Source organism: Streptomyces sp. NBC_01591 (assembly GCF_035918155.1).
Lineage (GTDB): Bacteria > Actinomycetota > Actinomycetes > Streptomycetales > Streptomycetaceae > Streptomyces.
This window is the reverse complement of the sequence record NZ_CP109327.1, coordinates 5,854,752-5,871,071: the sequence shown is the minus strand read 5'-3', so window position 1 is coordinate 5,871,071 and position 16,320 is coordinate 5,854,752. Positions and strand designations below refer to the sequence as shown.

The 16,320-nt window shown below is 70.6% G+C and carries 17 protein-coding genes and 1 tRNA gene; 10 read left to right on the top strand and 8 right to left on the bottom strand.

Going from position 1 to position 16,320, the window contains the following annotated elements; translation table 11 throughout:
- Positions 1–120: 120 nt before the first annotated feature.
- The 4 genes from rsrA to OG978_RS27240 form a co-directional block, all read right to left on the bottom strand.
- Positions 121–441 (bottom strand): mycothiol system anti-sigma-R factor, encoded by a 321-nt coding sequence (rsrA, locus tag OG978_RS27255; RefSeq protein ID WP_326767736.1) that lies wholly within the window; start codon positions 439–441, stop codon positions 121–123.
- Positions 438–1,094, bottom strand: a complete 657-nt coding sequence (locus OG978_RS27250; RefSeq protein WP_266729806.1) for a sigma-70 family RNA polymerase sigma factor — start codon at positions 1,092–1,094, stop codon at positions 438–440. The genes rsrA and OG978_RS27250 overlap by 4 nt, the downstream gene beginning before the upstream one ends.
- A gap of 273 nt (positions 1,095–1,367) precedes the next feature.
- Positions 1,368–2,039: an alpha/beta hydrolase family protein gene (locus tag OG978_RS27245; protein ID WP_442817851.1), complete on the bottom strand. Its 672-nt coding sequence runs from the start codon at positions 2,037–2,039 to the stop codon at positions 1,368–1,370.
- A 67-nt stretch (positions 2,040–2,106) separates the two neighbouring features.
- Positions 2,107–2,922 carry an SOS response-associated peptidase gene (locus OG978_RS27240; protein WP_326767734.1) on the bottom strand — a complete coding sequence of 272 codons (816 nt, stop codon included), beginning with the start codon at positions 2,920–2,922 and terminating at the stop codon, positions 2,107–2,109.
- Positions 2,923–3,000: 78 nt separating this feature from the next.
- On the opposite strand from OG978_RS27240, the gene OG978_RS27235 reads away from it, so the two are divergent.
- From OG978_RS27235 to OG978_RS27220, 4 genes are all read left to right on the top strand, one after another.
- A complete protein-coding gene (locus OG978_RS27235) occupies positions 3,001–3,714 on the top strand; it encodes a M50 family metallopeptidase (RefSeq protein WP_326767733.1) in 714 nt (237 codons plus the stop codon).
- A gap of 103 nt (positions 3,715–3,817) precedes the next feature.
- Positions 3,818–5,134 (top strand): 3-phosphoshikimate 1-carboxyvinyltransferase, encoded by a 1,317-nt coding sequence (gene aroA, locus OG978_RS27230; protein ID WP_326767732.1) that lies wholly within the window; start codon positions 3,818–3,820, stop codon positions 5,132–5,134.
- 3 nt (positions 5,135–5,137) lie between these two features.
- Entirely contained in the window at positions 5,138–6,154 is a 1,017-nt protein-coding gene (gene rsgA / locus OG978_RS27225) for a ribosome small subunit-dependent GTPase A (protein WP_326767731.1), read from the top strand.
- A 90-nt stretch (positions 6,155–6,244) separates the two neighbouring features.
- Positions 6,245–6,568 carry a DMT family transporter gene (locus tag OG978_RS27220; protein ID WP_326767730.1) on the top strand — a complete coding sequence of 108 codons (324 nt, stop codon included), beginning with the start codon at positions 6,245–6,247 and terminating at the stop codon, positions 6,566–6,568.
- Here OG978_RS27220 and OG978_RS27215 read toward each other — a convergent pair.
- Positions 6,525–7,196 (bottom strand): TetR/AcrR family transcriptional regulator, encoded by a 672-nt coding sequence (locus tag OG978_RS27215; RefSeq protein WP_326767729.1) that lies wholly within the window; start codon positions 7,194–7,196, stop codon positions 6,525–6,527. The two genes, OG978_RS27220 and OG978_RS27215, sit on opposite strands and share 44 nt — an antisense overlap.
- Positions 7,197–7,317: 121 nt before the next feature.
- Between OG978_RS27215 and hisN the strand changes: the two genes are divergently transcribed.
- Positions 7,318–8,118 carry a histidinol-phosphatase gene (hisN, locus tag OG978_RS27210; protein ID WP_326767728.1) on the top strand — a complete coding sequence of 267 codons (801 nt, stop codon included), beginning with the start codon at positions 7,318–7,320 and terminating at the stop codon, positions 8,116–8,118.
- A 228-nt stretch (positions 8,119–8,346) separates the two neighbouring features.
- On the top strand, positions 8,347–8,751 hold the full coding sequence (locus OG978_RS27205) for a CBS domain-containing protein (protein ID WP_326767727.1): 405 nt from the start codon (positions 8,347–8,349) through the stop codon (positions 8,749–8,751).
- A gap of 73 nt (positions 8,752–8,824) precedes the next feature.
- Here the strand turns inward: OG978_RS27205 and OG978_RS27200 are convergent, their stop codons facing one another.
- A complete protein-coding gene (locus OG978_RS27200) occupies positions 8,825–10,276 on the bottom strand; it encodes a catalase (RefSeq protein ID WP_326767726.1) in 1,452 nt (483 codons plus the stop codon).
- Between the two features lie 161 nt (positions 10,277–10,437).
- On the opposite strand from OG978_RS27200, the gene OG978_RS27195 reads away from it, so the two are divergent.
- The 4 genes from OG978_RS27195 (at position 10,438) to OG978_RS27180 (ending at position 13,906) form a co-directional block, all read left to right on the top strand.
- Entirely contained in the window at positions 10,438–10,857 is a 420-nt protein-coding gene (locus tag OG978_RS27195; protein ID WP_326767725.1) for a Fur family transcriptional regulator, read from the top strand.
- 201 nt (positions 10,858–11,058) lie between these two features.
- Entirely contained in the window at positions 11,059–11,868 is an 810-nt protein-coding gene (locus OG978_RS27190) for an ABC transporter ATP-binding protein (protein WP_326767724.1), read from the top strand.
- A complete protein-coding gene (locus tag OG978_RS27185) occupies positions 11,865–12,734 on the top strand; it encodes an ABC transporter permease (RefSeq protein ID WP_326767723.1) in 870 nt (289 codons plus the stop codon). Before OG978_RS27190 ends, OG978_RS27185 begins: the two co-directional genes overlap by 4 nt.
- A gap of 32 nt (positions 12,735–12,766) precedes the next feature.
- Complete coding sequence (locus OG978_RS27180; protein ID WP_326767722.1) at positions 12,767–13,906, top strand: ABC transporter substrate-binding protein; 1,140 nt, start codon at positions 12,767–12,769, stop codon at positions 13,904–13,906.
- A 63-nt stretch (positions 13,907–13,969) separates the two neighbouring features.
- Here the strand turns inward: OG978_RS27180 and OG978_RS27175 are convergent.
- Together OG978_RS27175 and OG978_RS27170 are read right to left on the bottom strand one after the other, a co-directional pair.
- Positions 13,970–14,043 (bottom strand) — tRNA-Met (locus OG978_RS27175).
- A 112-nt stretch (positions 14,044–14,155) separates the two neighbouring features.
- On the bottom strand, positions 14,156–16,267 hold the full coding sequence (locus tag OG978_RS27170) for a tetratricopeptide repeat protein (protein ID WP_326767721.1): 2,112 nt from the start codon (positions 16,265–16,267) through the stop codon (positions 14,156–14,158).
- Positions 16,268–16,320: the final 53 nt, after the last annotated feature.

Here is a 16,320-nt window from a genome sequence, read left to right as displayed (position 1 = left end):
CAACATGGTCAATGGAGGCGCCAGGCTAGCGAGTTGTGCGACCGGCCGAGCATCAATGAGCCCGATTAGCACATTCGGGTGATTCGGTGGCGGCGGCCGGTACGGCCCGGCCGCCGGGTGTCACTCCTTGGCGGCGGTCGGCTGTTCGCTTCCCGCTGCCGCCACATCCTGCTCGGGCACGGCCTGCCCCGAGCGGATCAGATCGATCCGGCCCATCACCTTGGACCGCAGATCACTCGGCACGTCGTCCTGGCCGCAGCAACGCTTCACCAGCTTCTTGACGGCCTGTTCCAGGCCGTACTTCTCCAGGCACGGGGAGCACTCCTCGAAGTGCACCTCGAACTTGGTGCAGTCGCTGTCGGGCATCTCGTGGTCGAGAAACTCGTAGAGATGATCGAGGACCTCTGAGCAGTCCGTCTCGTGCGGCTCTCCGCAGCTCATGAGCCCGAGCCTTTCCGATCGTCCGACTCTCCGGCACCGGCCGGGACGAGCCCGCGCTCGCGGGCGTAGTCCTCCAGCATGCCGCGCAGTTGGCGGCGGCCCCGGTGCAGTCGGGACATCACCGTACCGATGGGAGTCCCCATGATGTCCGCGATCTCCTTGTAGGCAAAGCCCTCGACATCGGCGAGATACACGGCGATGCGGAACTCTTCGGGGATCGCCTGCAGAGCGGACTTCACGTCGGAGTCGGGCAGGTGGTCCAGCGCCTGCGACTCGGCGGAGCGCAGACCTGTCGACATGTGCGACTCGGCGCGCGCCAGCTGCCAGTCCTCGATCTCCTCCGCGGCGCTGCGCTGAGGTTCGCGCTGCTTCTTGCGGTACGAGTTGATGAACGTATTGGTGAGGATGCGGTACATCCACGCCTTGAGGTTGGTGCCCTCACGGAACTGGTGGAAGGAGCCGTACGCCTTGGCATACGTCTCCTGGACCAGGTCCTCGGCGTCCGCGGGGTTGCGCGTCATGCGCAGCGCGGCCGAGTACATCTGGTCGAGGAAACCGAGAGCGTCCCGCTCGAAGCGCGCGTTGCGCTCGGCGGACGTCTCCTGTGCGCGGCCGTCGTCGGTCCCTGTGTCGGTCCCAGTGACCGGACCCACCTCCTCCAACGCTGTGGCGGAGCCGAAACCGGACCCGCTCGAATCGGAGAATAGTCGACCTTGCTTCGAGACGGGCTGTCGATCCGATCCGCCCTGGGCCCGCTCGGGAGTGGTCTTGGCCGCATGCAGGACCGTCCACTCCAGGTCAGCGGCGTTCGAGCGGCGCGGGCAGATGGTCGAACCCATGCGACGGACTCCCTCTCCACGTACGACGTTGATGTACCGATGACACCGACAACAGTGGCCCCTCGCTCAACATTCCCGGGGCTCACGTCACACGAGGGCGGCCAGCCATCCGGTCACGGCGGCGGTCAGGATCTCCATCGCCTCGTCCTGGCCGGGACCGGCCTTCTTCGGCACGGCGAACCCGTGGTCGCCGTACGGCACCTCGGCGATCTCGTACTCCCCCGGCGGGAATTCGGCGGGCCGCCCGAACGGATCGTGGCCGCCCTGCACCACGAGCGTGGGTACGCCGGAGCCGAGGAGCTCGTCCTTGCGGGACTTCTCCGGCTTACCGGGCGGGTGCAGCGGGAAGCTGAGCGCGAGGACGGCGTGGGCCCCGAGCTCCGCGGCCGTCCGGCAGGCCACCCGGGCCCCGGCGCTCCGCCCGCCCGCGACGACGGGCAGCCCGGGTGCGGTGAGCGCGGGCCACAGCCCCCGCCACCCGGTGTCCAGGGTCTTCGGGGCGGGCGCCAGCCGCTTCCCGGCGACCCGCCACGGCTGCTCCACCAGGGCGACGGTCACCCCGTGGGCGGGCAGGGCGGCGGCCAGGGCCCGGAGGTCGCGGGCCTCGATGCCACCGCCCGCGCCGTGGCCGAGGGCGAGCACGAGGCGGGCGGGCGCGGCGGTCGTGGCCTTCGTCGTGTTCGTCGCGCTCCCGGCCTTCGTCGTGCCCGTCGCGGGAAACCAGGTGATCCTGGCCGGCCCGGCATCGGTGTCGACCATTTCGGCCGCCTCGGATCGGCGGCCCGTCTCTGTAGTACTCACGTACCCCATCCTCCCCGCCGGGAGTTCAGAACAGGGTGCCCACTTCCGGCGCGGCCAGTTCTTCCAGCAGTTCGGGCCCGTTGTTGCGGACGTTGCTGACGGCCGTGGCCACCGGATAGGCCCGCATCAGCCCGCCCGGCGGCGGTGCGAGCAGCGCCTTCAGCTCCTCGACATCGGTGCGCGACGGGTCGAGCCAGGCATCCCAGCGGTCCGGGGTCAGCATCAGCGGCATCCGGGGGTGGATGTCGGCGAGCGCGGCCGGGCCGTCCGCGGGGGCGACGGCGAGCGGGGTGGTCTCCGCCTCGGTCGTGATCACCGTGCAGGTCACCCACCAGGCCATCGGGTGGTCGTCCGGCAGGGTCCGGTCGCGCCAGAACTCGTACAGCCCGGCCATCGCGAAGACCGATCCGTCGGCGGGTGTCACGAAGTACGGCTGCTTGCGCGGGCGCTTCTTCCTGCCCTTCTCCTCCAGCTGCCGCTCGTCCGCGCCGGTGACCCACTCGTAGTAGCCGTCGGCGGGCAGGATGCAGCGCCGGGAGACGAAGGGACGACGGAAGGACGGCTTCTCGTGGACGGTCTCCGCGCGGGCGTTGATCATCCGCGCGGCGCCCTCCGGGGACTTCGCCCAGGACGGTACGAGTCCCCATTTCAGCGCGCGCATCTGGCGAACCGGACGCTGATCGTCTGCGTCTTTCACGGGACGCTCCAGTACGGCGTAGACCTCCTTGGTGGGCGCCACGTTCCAATCGGGCGCCAGGGCCTCTGCCGGTTCCCACTTCTCGACCTGGAAGAGTCCGGTCAGGTCCTCGGGCCGCCGACTCGCTGAATACCGTCCGCACATAAGTGCCAGACTGCCACGACCGTCACACCGGCAGGACGCCGATACCGCAAGCCGACACCGCAAGGAGCCGCCCACGCCATGGACAGCACCGAACTGGGCAATCTGTGGGACCGCGTGTTCGGCACCCAGCCCGCCCCCGAGCAGTGGCTGGTGGTGGTGACCGGCACTCTCGCGCTGATCGCCGTCGTGCCGAACCCGATATGGCGGCTGACCCGCAACGCGATCACCATCGCGCACGAGGGCGGCCACGGGCTGATCGCGCTGCTCACCGGCCGGCAGCTGTCCGGCATCCGGCTGCACTCGGACACCAGCGGCCTGACCGTCAGCCGCGGCAAGCCGACCGGTATCGGCATGATCCTCACCGCGGCCGCCGGCTACACCGCCCCGCCGCTGCTGGGCCTGGGCGGCGCGTGGCTGCTGGTCGACGGCAGGATCACGTTGCTGCTGTGGGTGGCCACCGGACTGCTCGCGGTGATGCTGGTGATGATCCGCAATGTGTACGGGGCACTGACGGTGATCCTCACCGGCTCGGCCTTCCTGGTGGTGTCCTGGCTGGCCTCGCCGGCCTGGCAGTCGCTGTTCGCGTACTCCGTGGTCTGGTTCCTGCTGCTCGGCGGCGTGCGCCCGGCCTTCGAGCTCCAGTCCAAGCGGCGGTACGGCGGTGCGCCGGACTCGGACGCGGACCAGCTGTCACGGCTGACGGACGTACCGGCCGCGCTCTGGCTCTTCCTCTTCCACGCGGTGTCGCTCTGCTCGCTGATCGGCGGCGGGCGCTGGCTGCTCGGCATGTGAGGGCCGACAGCGGCCTGCGGCACCTACCACGCTTGCATTACGCCCCGGTTTCGGCCTATTTGATCGAGATTCGGGTTTGCGGTGAGCCACTAAAGTGAGGTCCATGACCGAAAGCTCCGTGCACCCCGCCCTCTGGCCCGCCCCGCATGCGACCGGACCCGTCGACGCGACCGTCACCGTGCCCGGATCGAAGTCGGTCACCAATCGCGCGCTCGTCCTCGCCGCGCTCGCCGCCGAGCCCGGCTGGCTGCGCCGCCCGCTGCGCTCCCGTGACACGCTGCTGATGGCCGAGGCGCTGCGCGCGATGGGCGTCGGCATCGAGGAGGGTGTGGGCCCGGACGGCACCGGCGAGGCCTGGCGGGTCATCCCGGCCGGGCTGCACGGCCCCACCACGGTCGACGTCGGCAATGCCGGAACGGTCATGCGCTTCCTGCCGCCGGTCGCGGCCCTCGCCGACGGCCCGGTCCGCTTCGACGGCGACCAGCGTTCGTACGAGCGCCCGCTGACCGGCGTGATCGACGCGCTGCGGGTACTCGGCGCCCGGATCGACGACGAGGGGCGCGGCTCGCTGCCGATGACGGTGCACGGCGGCGGCGCGCTGGACGGTGGACCGGTGGCGATCGACGCCTCCTCGTCCTCCCAGTTCGTCTCGGCGCTGCTGCTGTCGGCGCCGCGCTACAACCAGGGGGTGGAGGTGCGTCACACCGGCGCCAGGCTCCCCTCCATGCCGCACATCCGGATGACCGTCGACATGCTGCGGGCGGTCGGCGCGCAGGTCGACGAGCCGGAGACGGGCGGCGAGCCGAACGTCTGGCGGGTCTCCCCCTCCGCCCTGCTCGGCCGTGATCTGACCATCGAGCCCGATCTCTCCAACGCCCAGCCGTTCCTCGCGGCCGCGCTGGTCACCGGCGGCCGGGTCACGATCCCCGACTGGCCCGAGCGCACCACCCAGCCGGGCGACGCGCTGCGCGAGATCTTCACCGCGATGGGCGGCAGCTGCGAACTGACCGAGCGCGGCCTCACCTTCACCGGATCGGGCCGTATCCACGGCATCGACGTCGACCTCGGCGAGGTCGGTGAGCTCACCCCCGGCATCGCGGCCGTCGCGGCGCTCGCCGACTCCCCGTCCACCCTGAGCGGTGTCGCCCATCTGCGGCTGCACGAGACGGACCGGCTGGCCGCGCTCACCAAGGAGATCAACGAGCTCGGCGGCGATGTCACCGAGACCGCCGACGGCCTCCACATCCGGCCCCGGCCGCTGCACGGCGGTACCTTCCATACGTACGACGACCATCGGATGGCAACCGCGGGGTCGATCATCGGCCTTGCCGTCCCCGGAGTGGAGATCGAGAACGTGGCGACAACCGCCAAGACCCTGCCGGACTTCCCGCAGATGTGGACCGGAATGCTCGGGGCCTGAGACATGCGCCGCTACGGCAAGAACCCCGACGAGGACGACATCCGGTTCCGCCCCAACCCGAAGGGCAACCGGCCTCGCACTCATACCCGCCCGAAGCACGAGGACGCCGAGGATGGCATGGTCCTCACCGTCGACCGGGGCCGCCTCACCTGTCTCGTGGACGGCCGTACGGTCATGGCGATGAAGGCCCGTGAGCTGGGCCGGAAGGCCGCCGTGGTGGGGGACACCGTCTCCATCGTCGGCGATCTGTCCGGTGACAAGGACACCCTCGCCCGCATCGTCCGCATCGGTGAGCGCCGCTCGGTGCTGCGCCGGACCGCGGACGACGACGATCCGTACGAGCGGGTGGTCGTCGCCAACGCCGACCAGCTGGCGATCGTCACCGCCCTGGCCGATCCGGAACCCCGTCCGCGGATGATCGACCGCTGTCTGGTCGCCGCGTACGACGGCGGGCTCTCGCCGCTGCTGGTCCTCACCAAGTCCGATCTGGCCTCCCCGGACAAACTGCTGGAGGCGTACACGCCGCTGGGCGTCCCGTTCATCGTGACCAGCCGCGAGGAGCTGGAGAACGGCGACGCGGCCGAGCGGGTCCGCGAGCAGCTGCACGACCGGGTCACCGCCTTCGTCGGGCACTCCGGCGTCGGCAAGACCACGCTGGTCAACGCGCTGGTGCCGAAGGACCGGCGGCGTACGACGGGAGTGGTCAACGCGGTCACCGGCCGCGGCCGGCACACCACCACGTCGGCGCTGGCGCTGCCGTTGCCCGACTATCGCGGCTGGGTGATCGACACCCCCGGTGTGCGCTCCTTCGGGCTCAACCACATCGACCCGTCCCGGGTGATCCACGCGTTCCCGGACCTGGAGCCCGGCACCGAGGAGTGCCCGCGCGGCTGCACCCACGACGGCCGTGAACCGGAATGCGCCCTGGCCGCCTGGGTCGCTGACGGCCACGCCGATCCGGCCCGGCTGGACTCGCTGCACCGGTTGCTGTCCACCCGGGAGCGGCGCGAAGGCGATTGACCGGGGCACGTTTGCGATCTGCTGTCACCGGTAAATGCATAATCACACTCAGTGTGGCAAGCCGGTCACCGACGTGGGAGGGCACTGACGATGGCGTGGCTGCTGGTCGTGGTCGCAGGACTTCTGGAGACCGGCTTCGCCGTCTGTCTGAAACTCTCGCACGGCTTCACCCGGCTCTGGCCGACCGTCGCGTTCTGCGTCTTCGCCCTCGGCAGCTTCGGTCTGCTGACGTTGTCGCTGAAGAAACTCGACGTGGGCCCCGCCTACGCCGTGTGGACCGGTATCGGCGCGGCGGGCACCGCGATCTACGGCATGGTCTTCCTCGACGACGTGGTCTCCACCCTCAAGCTGGTCTCGATCTCCCTGGTGATCATCGGGGTAATCGGGCTCCAGCTCTCGGGCTCGTCCCACTGACCGCGCGTCGCGCCACCTCGTCCGGCGCCCGCTCCACCACGTGGCGCACCAGCGGCGCCGTCTCTCCCTCCACCCCCGAAGGACCGGGCACCAGCGCGTAGCTCAGGGCGAGCCGCAGCGCGATCTCGCAGGTCACGGCCAGTGCCTCCAGGTCGCGTGGTGACCGTTCCGCACCGAGGACGGCCACCGCGCGTTCGCGGGCCCGGCGGAGCAGTTCGGCGGGGGTCGGCGGCCCGGGACCGGCGCTCCGCAGGCCGGGCACCGGGGGCGCGCACCAGGCCGCAGGGGGTCCCAGGCGGGGTAACCACTCACTCCAGCAGCCCGTGAGCAACGCCCTGACCAGCACGTTCGTACGTACGGCCCGGACCGTCCAGGCGGCGGTGGCGGCCAGCTTGTCCTCCGTACCACCGACCGATCCCAGCGCCTTCTCGACACCGGCCAGATAGCCGTCGACGGCGTCCCGGACCAGGGCACGGGCCAGGCCGTCCTTGCCGCCGAACTCATTGTGGAGGGTCTGCCGGGAGACCCCGGCGGCGGATGCCACGTCGACCATGCGCACCGACGTCCAGGGCAGGGTCGCCAGCGCCGAGAGGGCGGCGTCCAGCAGTATTTCTCGCGCTGTGGGCATCGTCGCCTCCCGCGCCGAGGGCTCCACGTCCCAGCGTTGACGCGCTCCCGGGGACTGTCAATGGTCCGCGCGGCTCCGAAGTCCTGTAGCCCTGTTCACCTGCGGTCGATACTGTGACGGCATGCCCGATTACCACGATGATCTGCGCCTTGCCCATGTGCTGGCGGACGCCGCCGACGCGGCGACGATGGACCGGTTCAAGGCTCTCGACCTCAAGGTCGAGACCAAGCCGGACATGACGCCGGTGAGCGAGGCCGACAAGGCCGCCGAGGAACTGATCCGCGGCCACCTCCATCGGGCCCGCCCGCGCGACGCGATCCTGGGCGAGGAATTCGGGATCGAGGGCACCGGCCCCCGACGCTGGGTCATCGACCCGATCGACGGCACCAAGAACTACGTACGCGGTGTGCCGGTCTGGGCGACGCTGATCTCGCTGATGGAGGCCGGGGAGGACGGCTTCCAGCCGGTGGTCGGCGTGGTGTCGGCCCCCGCGCTGAACCGGCGTTGGTGGGCGGCCAAGGGGGCGGGGGCGTTCTCCGGCCGCAGCCTGACCTCGGCAACCCGGCTGCAGGTGTCGAAGGTGGAGCGGATCGCGGACTCCTCGTTCGCGTACGCGTCGCTGAGCGGCTGGGAGGAGCAGGGCCGCCTCGACGGATTCCTGGATCTGACCCGGGCCTGCTGGCGCACTCGCGGGTACGGGGATTTCTGGCCGTACATGATGGTCGCCGAGGGATCGGTGGACATCTGCGCGGAGCCGGAGCTCTCGCTCTGGGACATGGCCGCCAACGCGATCATCGTCCAGGAGGCGGGCGGCAGGTTCACCAGCCTGGACGGGGTCTCCGGTCCGGGCGGCGGCAATGCCGCGGCCTCGAACGGACTGCTCCACCACGAGCTGCTCGGCTATCTGAACCAGCGCTACTGAACCAGCGCCACCGACCCGGATCACCTCGCCGGATCACGTCACCGAGGGGCGTCGCGCACTGCCGCACGCCCCTCGGGCGGCTTCACGCCCCTCGGGCGGCTTCACCCCCCTTGGGCGGCTTCACCCCCCTTGTTCCGTCCTCGCATCGGTGCAACTCTGAGAGTCCCCCCGCTTGTGAATTTGTGAATCGGCTCACACAGTCGTTTCGCCAAGGAGGTGGCTCCCTTCATGCTCGTCCGTGACGCCATGAGCACGCTGGTCCTCACCATCGGGCCCGCCCATACGCTCCGCCAGGCCGCCCGGCTGATGTCGGTCCGCCATGTCGGGGCCGCGGTCGTCCTCGACAAGGACAACAGCGGGCTCGGCATCCTCACCGAACGCGACATCCTCAACGCGGTCGGCTCCGGCCAGGATCCGGATGTCGAGACCGCCGCCACCCACACCACCACCGATGTGGTCTTCGCCGCGCCCGCCTGGACCCTGGAAGAGGCTGCGGAGGCCATGACACACGGCGGGTTCCGCCACCTGATCGTGCTGGATGCCCACGGGCCCGTGGGCATCGTCTCCGTCCGCGACATCCTGCGCTGCTGGGCGCCCACCAGGCGCCGCCACCACGCGGAACTCATCGGCTGAGCCCCGTGAACGACCGGTGGGCCGGCCTCCCCCGAAGGGGAGACCGGCCCACCGCCGACGGCAGCCGCCCGGATCAGCCGCGAAGGGCCTGGACCGCGGCCTCCAGACGCTTGCCGAAGTCGCCGTCCGCCTGGCGGAAGTTGTTGACCGCCCGCTCGGCGATGTCGTCGCGCGACACCTTGGCGATGAACCCGGCGAGGTTGTCGATCAGCCGGGCCTTCTCGTCCTCGGAGTAGAGCCGGTAGAGGTTTCCGGCCTGCACGAAGTCGTTGTCCTCGGCATGGCTCGGGGCCGCGTGCGTGGCGACCTCGCCGGTGACGGTGGTGGGCTCCCACAGCGGGCGGTCGGTCTGGGCCGGACCGCCGAAGCTGTTCGGCTCGTAGTTCTTCGCGCCCTTGTGACGGCCGTCGTACAGGTAGCCGTCACGACTGTTGGTGCGCGCCTCGGTGGCGTGCGGGCGGTTCACCGGCAGGTGGTCGGCGTTGATGCCGACGCGGTAGCGGTGGGCGTCGCCGTACGCGAAGAGACGGCCCTGGAGCATCTTGTCGGGGGACGGACCGATGCCCGGCACGAAGTGCGCGGGGCTGAAGATCGACTGCTCGGTCTCCGCGAAGATGTTCTCCGGGTTGCGGTTGAGCTCCAGCTTCCCGATCTCGATCGGCGGGTAGTCCTCGTGCGGCCACACCTTGGTGAGGTCGAACGGGTTGAAGCGGTACGTGGCCGCCTCGGCCGCCGGCATGATCTGGACCTGCACCGTCCAGGACGGGAAGTCGCCGCGCTCGATCGCCTCGCGCAGATCGCGCTGGTGGCTGTCCGGGTCCTCGCCGGCGAGCTTGTTGGCCTCGGCCTGGGTGAGGTTCTTGATGCCCTGGTCGGTCTTGAAGTGGTACTTGACCCAGAAGACCTCGCCGGCCTCGTTGTTCCACTGGTACGTGTGCGAGCCGTACCCGTTCATGTGACGCAGCGTGGCCGGGATGCCCCGGTCACCGAAGAGCCAGGTCACCTGGTGGGTGGACTCGGGCGACAGACCCCAGAAGTCCCAGACGTTGTCCGCCTCCTGCGAGCCGGTGTACGGGTCGCGCTTCTGGGTGTGGATGAAGTCCGGGAACTTGATGGCGTCCTTGATGAAGAACACCGGGGTGTTGTTGCCGACGAGGTCGTAGTTGCCCTCTTCGGTGTAGAACTTCAGCGCGAAACCGCGGGGGTCGCGCACCGCGTCGGCCGAGCCGAGGTTGCCCGCGACGGTCGAGAAGCGCAGGAAGGTCTCGGTCTGCTTGCCGACCTCGGAGAGGAACTTCGCCCGCGTCCACTGCGAGACATCGCGGGTCAGCGTGAACGTGCCGTAGGCGCCGGCGCCGCGGGCGTGCACGATGCGCTCCGGAATGCGCTCACGGTTGAAGTGCGCGAGCTTCTCCAGCAGCGACTGGTCCTGCACCAGGACAGGACCGCCGACGCCTGCGGTCTGGCTGTTCTGGTTGTCGGCGACCGGCGCGCCGGCCTCCGTGGTGAGCGGTCCCTGCGTCACGTGCGCCTCCTGCGTCGTTCCTGCACATTCGTCTTGTCCTGCACAGCCTGTCCCTTGGCGTATGCCGATGCCGATCCTACAATGGACTTAGTCCAAGTCAAGTGGACATCCAAAGTCACACCCGTTCGGGACCTGGTCCCTTCACTGTTAGGCTTGTTTCTATGAGTGACCTGTTGGAACGACTTCGCGGACGCGGCTGGCGCATGACTGCGCAGCGGCGCGTCGTGGCCGAGGTCCTCGACGGGGACCATGTGCACCTGACGGCCGACGAGGTCCACGCGCGGGCCGTGGCCAAGCTGCCCGAGATCTCCCGCGCCACCGTCTACAACACGCTGGGCGAGATGGTGACGCTCGGCGAGGTCATCGAGGTCTCCACGGACCGCCGCGCCAAGCGGTACGACCCGAACGCGCACCGGCCCCACCACCACCTCGTCTGCGCGAGCTGCGGCACGATCCGCGACGTGCACCCGGCCGGCGACCCGATGGCGGACCTGCCGAGCGACGAACGCTTCGGCTTCACGGTGTCCGGCGTCGAGGTCACCTACCGAGGCATCTGCCCCAACTGCGCGGCGACAAGCTGAGCCGAACGAGCGACGAAGGCCCCGGTGCGAGCATCATTCGCACCGGGGCCTTCCGCGTGAATCCCCGCAGCGGACGACACACCTCCCCGCCACCAGCACGTGCGCACCCCCTTCCCGAATCTGACGGGTAGTCATATCGTCTGCGGCGATCACCTCCGCCCCGCGGCGGATCCGCACCTCGATACGCGCGAGGAGAGACCCGTGGGAGTTCCGCACCCGACCCCACCCGCAACCGCAGCCACCAGTCCCAAACTCCGCGCCGACGCGCTCACCCGCTCGTTCGGGCGCGGCGCCAAGGCCCTGTCCGCCCTCGGCCCGCTCGATCTCTCCGTATCGCCGGGCGAGTTCACCTGCATCGTCGGCCCGTCCGGCTGCGGCAAGTCCACGCTGCTCAGGATCGCCGCCGGACTGCTCCGCCCCAGCTCCGGCGAGCTGGCCATCCGTACGACCTCACCCCGTCCGGCGGCGATGATCTTCCAGGACTACGGCATCTACGACTGGAAGACCGTGCTCGCCAATGTCCGGTTCGGTCTCGACATCCAGCGCGTACCCCGCAAGGAGGCCGACGCCAGGGCGCGCGACTGGCTGGCCCGGATGGGGCTCTCCGACTTCGCGGGGGCGTATCCGGCCACCCTCTCCGGCGGGATGCGGCAACGGGTCGCGATCGCCCGCGCCCTCGCCGTCGAACCCGAGATCCTGCTGATGGACGAGCCGTTCGCGGCGCTCGACGCCCAGTTGCGCACCATCCTCCAGGACGAGCTGCTCGACCTCACCCAGACCACCCGCACCACCACCCTCTTCATCACCCACAGCCTCGAAGAGGCGATCGTGCTCGGGGACAGGGTGCTGGTGATGTCCGCCAGACCGGGGCGGATCATCGCCGAGCGCCGCCCGCCGTTCGGCCGGCCGCGCACCGGCGAAGTCCGGTCGGCACCCGAATTCACCGCGCTGAAAAGCGAGTTGTGGGAACTTCTGCGTGGCGAGGTGCACAGGGAGGCGGTCGCTCCATGACCATCACCATGAACGCCACGAAGCCCGACGACGGCGTCCTGATCCGCAGACCGGGCCCGCAGGAGCTGCATCCGGTACGCACCCACCGCAGGCGCCGCACCCTGGAGATCGCGCTCGCCGTCGCCGTACCGCTGCTCCTCGTGCTGCTCTGGCAACTGGCCGCCGCACAGTCCTGGATCGACGACCGGGTCTACCCCGCCCCCTCCACCATCCTGGCGGACGGCCTGGACCGGGCGGGCGCCGGTGAGCTGTGGCCGGATGTATGGGCCACGCTCAAGCGGGTCCTGGGCGGCTATGCAATCGGCACCGTCGCGGGATACGCGCTCGGCCTGCTGATGGGCTCGCTCTCCCTCGTACGGGCGGCGCTGGAGCCGTTGCTCGACGCCCTGTACGTCGTGCCGAAGCTGGCCCTGCTGCCGGTCTTCCTCAATATGTTCGGCCTCGGTGAGGGACCGCAGATCGCCCTGGTCGCCGCGACCGTCTTCTTCTTCGTCTGGATCTCCACCATGGCGGCCGTGCTCGCCGTCCCGGTCGGGCACCGTGATGCCGGTCAGGTCTTCGGCGCCTCGCCCTGGCAGATGTTCCGCCATGTGCTGCTGCCCGCCTCGCTGCCCGCGGTCCTGGTCGGGGCACGGATCGCGGCAGGAGTGGCGGTGCTCGTCATCGTCGCCTCCGAACAGATCGCCGCGGCCGACGGACTCGGCCATCTGATCTTCGACTCCCGGGCGCTGTTCCAGAACGACGTGATGTTCGTCGGCATCGTGTGTGTGGCGGTCCTCGGTGTCGTCTTCTCCGAAGTGGTGCGGATCGCCGGGCGGCTGCTCACGCCGTGGGCCCCGCGCGACCGCGGCCGCGGTCGGTCCTGAACGGCTCCCCACGCTCTTCGTACGGAGGCACTGTGCGTACCCACACCCTTTTCACCCGCACCGTCGTGCTCGTCACGGCATCCCTGCTCGGCGCGGCAGGCTGCGCCGGGCAGGAGTCCGGCGGCGACAGCGCCGCCGCGCCGCGCACCGTCCGGCCCGTCGCGGGCTGTGGCGCCGGCAGCTGGACCGACCCGGCCGAACTCGCCCCAGACCGGAAAGCGGCCCGCTGCGACAAGGGCGCCCCGGCCGCCCAGCCCCTGGCGGAGCGGCGGAAGATCACCGTCGCCACCGGCACCCTGAGCGCGGAGTACGTCGCTCCGCTCCAGGTCGCGGTGGCGAAGGGCGAGTTCGCGAAAGAGGGGCTGGACGTCGAACTGAAAGTGCTGCCCACCCCGGACGCCCTGCCGCTGCTCGCCAGGGGCGAAGTGGACGCCCAGTGGGCGGCTCCCGAGGCAGCCGTGATGAACGGCATCAACGGCGGCTTCGACATCAAGTGGGTCGCGGGGAACTTCTCCCCCGACCCCACCTCCAAGAGCGGCCTGTGGGTGCGTCTCAAGGACGACGAGAGCGCCGATCACGTCGAGATGGCGGGGCGGAAGCTGGGCACCATGATCGGCAAGGGTTCGGTCATCGCGTACCCGATGGACACCTCCCTGAAGAAGCACGGCGGCGGCCTCGACAAGATCAGCTTCCAGCAGCTCGGTTCCGCGGATGTGCTGACCGCACTGCAGAACGGCGGCGTGGACTCGGCCTGGCTGCTCGACCCGATCTGGCGCAAGGTGGACGGCGACAAGAAGTACGCGTTCCTGGGAGGCCAGCCCGTCGGCGAGCCGCTCGGCGGCCTGCTCTTCGGCCCGACGCTGCTGAACAAGGACCCGGACGCGGGTGTCGCCTTTCTCCGCGCCTACATCCGGACGGTGAACACCTACTTCGCCGGGGACTACAAGTCCGATCCCGGCTTCGTCACCGAGCTGGCGAAGCTGACGAAGACCGACGAGGCCACGCTGCGGTCGACCCCGTCGATGCGGATGGACTGGGAGATACGGAAAGGCACGACGGACCGGCTTCAGGAGGCGTACGCCGATTCGGGCGTCTCGAAGGGCGCCTCGGTGCCGGAGACGACGGCCGTCGACCGGGCGATGTACTCGGAGGCGGTGGGCCACAAGCTCTGACTCACTTACGGCGCACGCACAGAAGGCCGGATCCTCTGAAAGGATCCGGCCTTCTGTCTTCAGTAGCGGGGACAGGATTTGAACCTGCGACCTCTGGGTTATGAGCCCAGCGAGCTACCGAGCTGCTCCACCCCGCGTCGTTGTGTTTAGAACTGTACGTCACCGCTCCGGACCAGCGCAAATCAGTTCCGGAGCCCCGCGGGGACGGGCCGCCGGGGCACCGCTCGCACGATGCCCCGGTCGGCTTCTCTACGCGGTCAGCTCCTGGTGCAGCGCCTCCCGCAGCCGGGCAGCCCGCTCGGCGACCTCCGCCGGGCCCAGCTCGACCGCCCGCGCACACCAGCGCTGCCCCTCGGTGAGCTCGCCGCGGCGGGCGGCCAGCAGGGCAAGGCGCAGGGCGGCCCGCCCGTGCCCGTCGTTCGCGGCGCGGCTCCACCACAGCGCGGCCTCGCGCTCGCTGCCCTCGCGGGCCAGCAGCAGCCCGAGGTTGAAGGCACCGTTGCGGCTGCCCGACTCGGCGGCCTCGCGGTACCAGCGGGCGGCGCTGTCCACGTCGCCACGGGCCGCCGCGAGCATCCCGACCCGCACCTGGGCACGTCGGTGCCCCTGCTCGGCGGCCCGCTCGTACCACTCCTCGCACTCGGTCTTCTCCGGCATCGGCTCGCCGAGCGCGGGGGGCCCGGGCGGCGGCTGCCGCGAGTCCAGCACGCCGGCCAGCCGGAAGGCGGCCTCCGCGCTGCCGCCGCCCGCCGCGCAGCGCAGATGGCGCTCCGCCTCCTGCTCCTCACCACGGTGCAGCAGGGCCATGCCGACCTGGAGGGCGGCCTCGGTGTGGCCGGCCGCCGCAGCACGCTCGTACCAGACCAGTGCCGCACGGTCCTCGTCGCGCCCGGCGTACAGGATGCCGAGGTTGAACGCCGCGTCGACGCTGCCCGCCTCGGCCGCCTTGGAGAACCAGGGCTCGGCGCCGGTCGCGTCGCCCGCCTGGAGCAGGAGCACGGCCAGCGCGTTGGCGGCCTCGCGGTGGCCCGCGTACGCGGCGCGGCGGTACCACTGCTCGGCCTGCGGCGTACGGTCCTGGGCCGCGCAGAGCAGGCCCAGGTTGTAGGCGCCGTTGACGTCGCCCGCGTCCATGGCGGCGCGGTACCAGCGCTCGGCGGTCTGCTGCTCACCACGGGCCGCGTGCAGGGCACCCAGGGCGTTGGCGGCGTTCCCGTCGCCGTCCTGGGCCGCGCGCAGCCACCACACGGCGGCACTCTCCTCGTCGCCCGCGTCACGCAGCAGGAAGCCGAGCGCGCAGGCGGCGCGCGCCTCGCCCGCCTTCGCGGAGATGAGGTACCAGCGGCCGGCCTCCTTGGGCTCGCCGCGCTGTTCGAGGATGGCGCCGAGGTGCAGGGCGGCACGCCGGTGGCCACGCGCGGCGGCCTGCCGGTACCACTGCTCGGCCTCGCCCACGCGCCCGGTCGCCGGACCCGCCACCGGGCCGTCGTCCTTGCGCACCGCGGAACGGACGGGCTCATCGGGACGGTCGCCCGTGCCGGGACCCAGCCCCGGGCGGCCGAAGGCGTCGTGCGGGTCGTCCGCGGCGTTGCGGTCCAGCATGCGCGCGAGGCGGTAGGCGGCCTCCCGGTGCCCCTGTTCGGCGGCGGCACGCAGCCAGCGCTCCGCGCCGACGTCGCTGCGGTGTTCCAGCAGGTCGGCCAGAGCGTACGCGCCCAGCGCGTGGCCCTGTTCGGCGGACTGCCGCAGCCAGTACTCGGCGCCGGGCTCGTCGCCGCGCTCGCGGTAGTGGCGGCCCAGCGCGTGCGCGGCGGCGGCGGATCCCGCGACGGCGGCGATGCGCCACCAGCCGGCCGCGTCGTCGGTGTATCCGCGCTGATGGAGGAGGACGCCCAGGTTGTTGGCCGCGGCCCGGTCACCGTCCGCGGTGGCCCCGCGCAGGTAGGGCTCGGCGCCGTCCAGATCGCCGCGGCGCAGCAGCAGGGCGCCGAGGACGCTCATCGACGCGGTGTCCCCGGCGTCGGCGGCGCGACGGTGACGCGCCTCGCTCTCGGCGCTCTCCGGACACTCGGCGCTCCCGGGGGATTCCGTGGCCCCGACGGTCTCGGTGCTCCCGTCGGCCCCAGCGTTTGCCGTGTTCTCTGTGAACTCCGTGCTCTCGACGGTCGCGGCACACCCCGCAGTCTCGGCAGTCTCGGTCGCCTTGATGATCTCAGGTGTCTCAGGTGTGTCAGTGGTCTCGTTGCTCTCCGTGGCGGAAACGCCAAAAGCCGCATTCGTCGCGCTATCCGGTCGATGAACGCGACGCTGCACAAACCGCCCTGTCTCCAACAGAGTTGCCCTGTCCCCCATAAATACCATCGTCGCACCACCTGCAACCCGCGTACACCTGGTATATCGCGGCCAGTGAGGTC

What these genes read in the sequence shown, in the direction of transcription:
- rsrA (WP_326767736.1), bottom strand. Translation starts at nt 441, where the DNA reads ATGAGCTGCGGAGAGCCGCACGAGACGGACTGCTCAGAGGTCCTCGAT.
- OG978_RS27245 (WP_442817851.1), bottom strand. Translation starts at nt 2,039, where the DNA reads ATGGTCGACACCGATGCCGGGCCGGCCAGGATCACCTGGTTTCCCGCG.
- OG978_RS27240 (WP_326767734.1), bottom strand. Translation starts at nt 2,922, where the DNA reads ATGTGCGGACGGTATTCAGCGAGTCGGCGGCCCGAGGACCTGACCGGA.
- OG978_RS27235 (WP_326767733.1), top strand. Translation starts at nt 3,001, where the DNA reads ATGGACAGCACCGAACTGGGCAATCTGTGGGACCGCGTGTTCGGCACC.
- aroA (WP_326767732.1), top strand. Translation starts at nt 3,818, where the DNA reads ATGACCGAAAGCTCCGTGCACCCCGCCCTCTGGCCCGCCCCGCATGCG.
- rsgA (WP_326767731.1), top strand. Translation starts at nt 5,138, where the DNA reads ATGCGCCGCTACGGCAAGAACCCCGACGAGGACGACATCCGGTTCCGC.
- OG978_RS27220 (WP_326767730.1), top strand. Translation starts at nt 6,245, where the DNA reads ATGGCGTGGCTGCTGGTCGTGGTCGCAGGACTTCTGGAGACCGGCTTC.
- OG978_RS27215 (WP_326767729.1), bottom strand. Translation starts at nt 7,196, where the DNA reads ATGCCCACAGCGCGAGAAATACTGCTGGACGCCGCCCTCTCGGCGCTG.
- hisN (WP_326767728.1), top strand. Translation starts at nt 7,318, where the DNA reads ATGCCCGATTACCACGATGATCTGCGCCTTGCCCATGTGCTGGCGGAC.
- OG978_RS27205 (WP_326767727.1), top strand. Translation starts at nt 8,347, where the DNA reads ATGCTCGTCCGTGACGCCATGAGCACGCTGGTCCTCACCATCGGGCCC.
- OG978_RS27195 (WP_326767725.1), top strand. Translation starts at nt 10,438, where the DNA reads ATGAGTGACCTGTTGGAACGACTTCGCGGACGCGGCTGGCGCATGACT.
- OG978_RS27185 (WP_326767723.1), top strand. Translation starts at nt 11,865, where the DNA reads ATGACCATCACCATGAACGCCACGAAGCCCGACGACGGCGTCCTGATC.
- OG978_RS27170 (WP_326767721.1), bottom strand. Translation starts at nt 16,267, where the DNA reads ATGGTATTTATGGGGGACAGGGCAACTCTGTTGGAGACAGGGCGGTTT.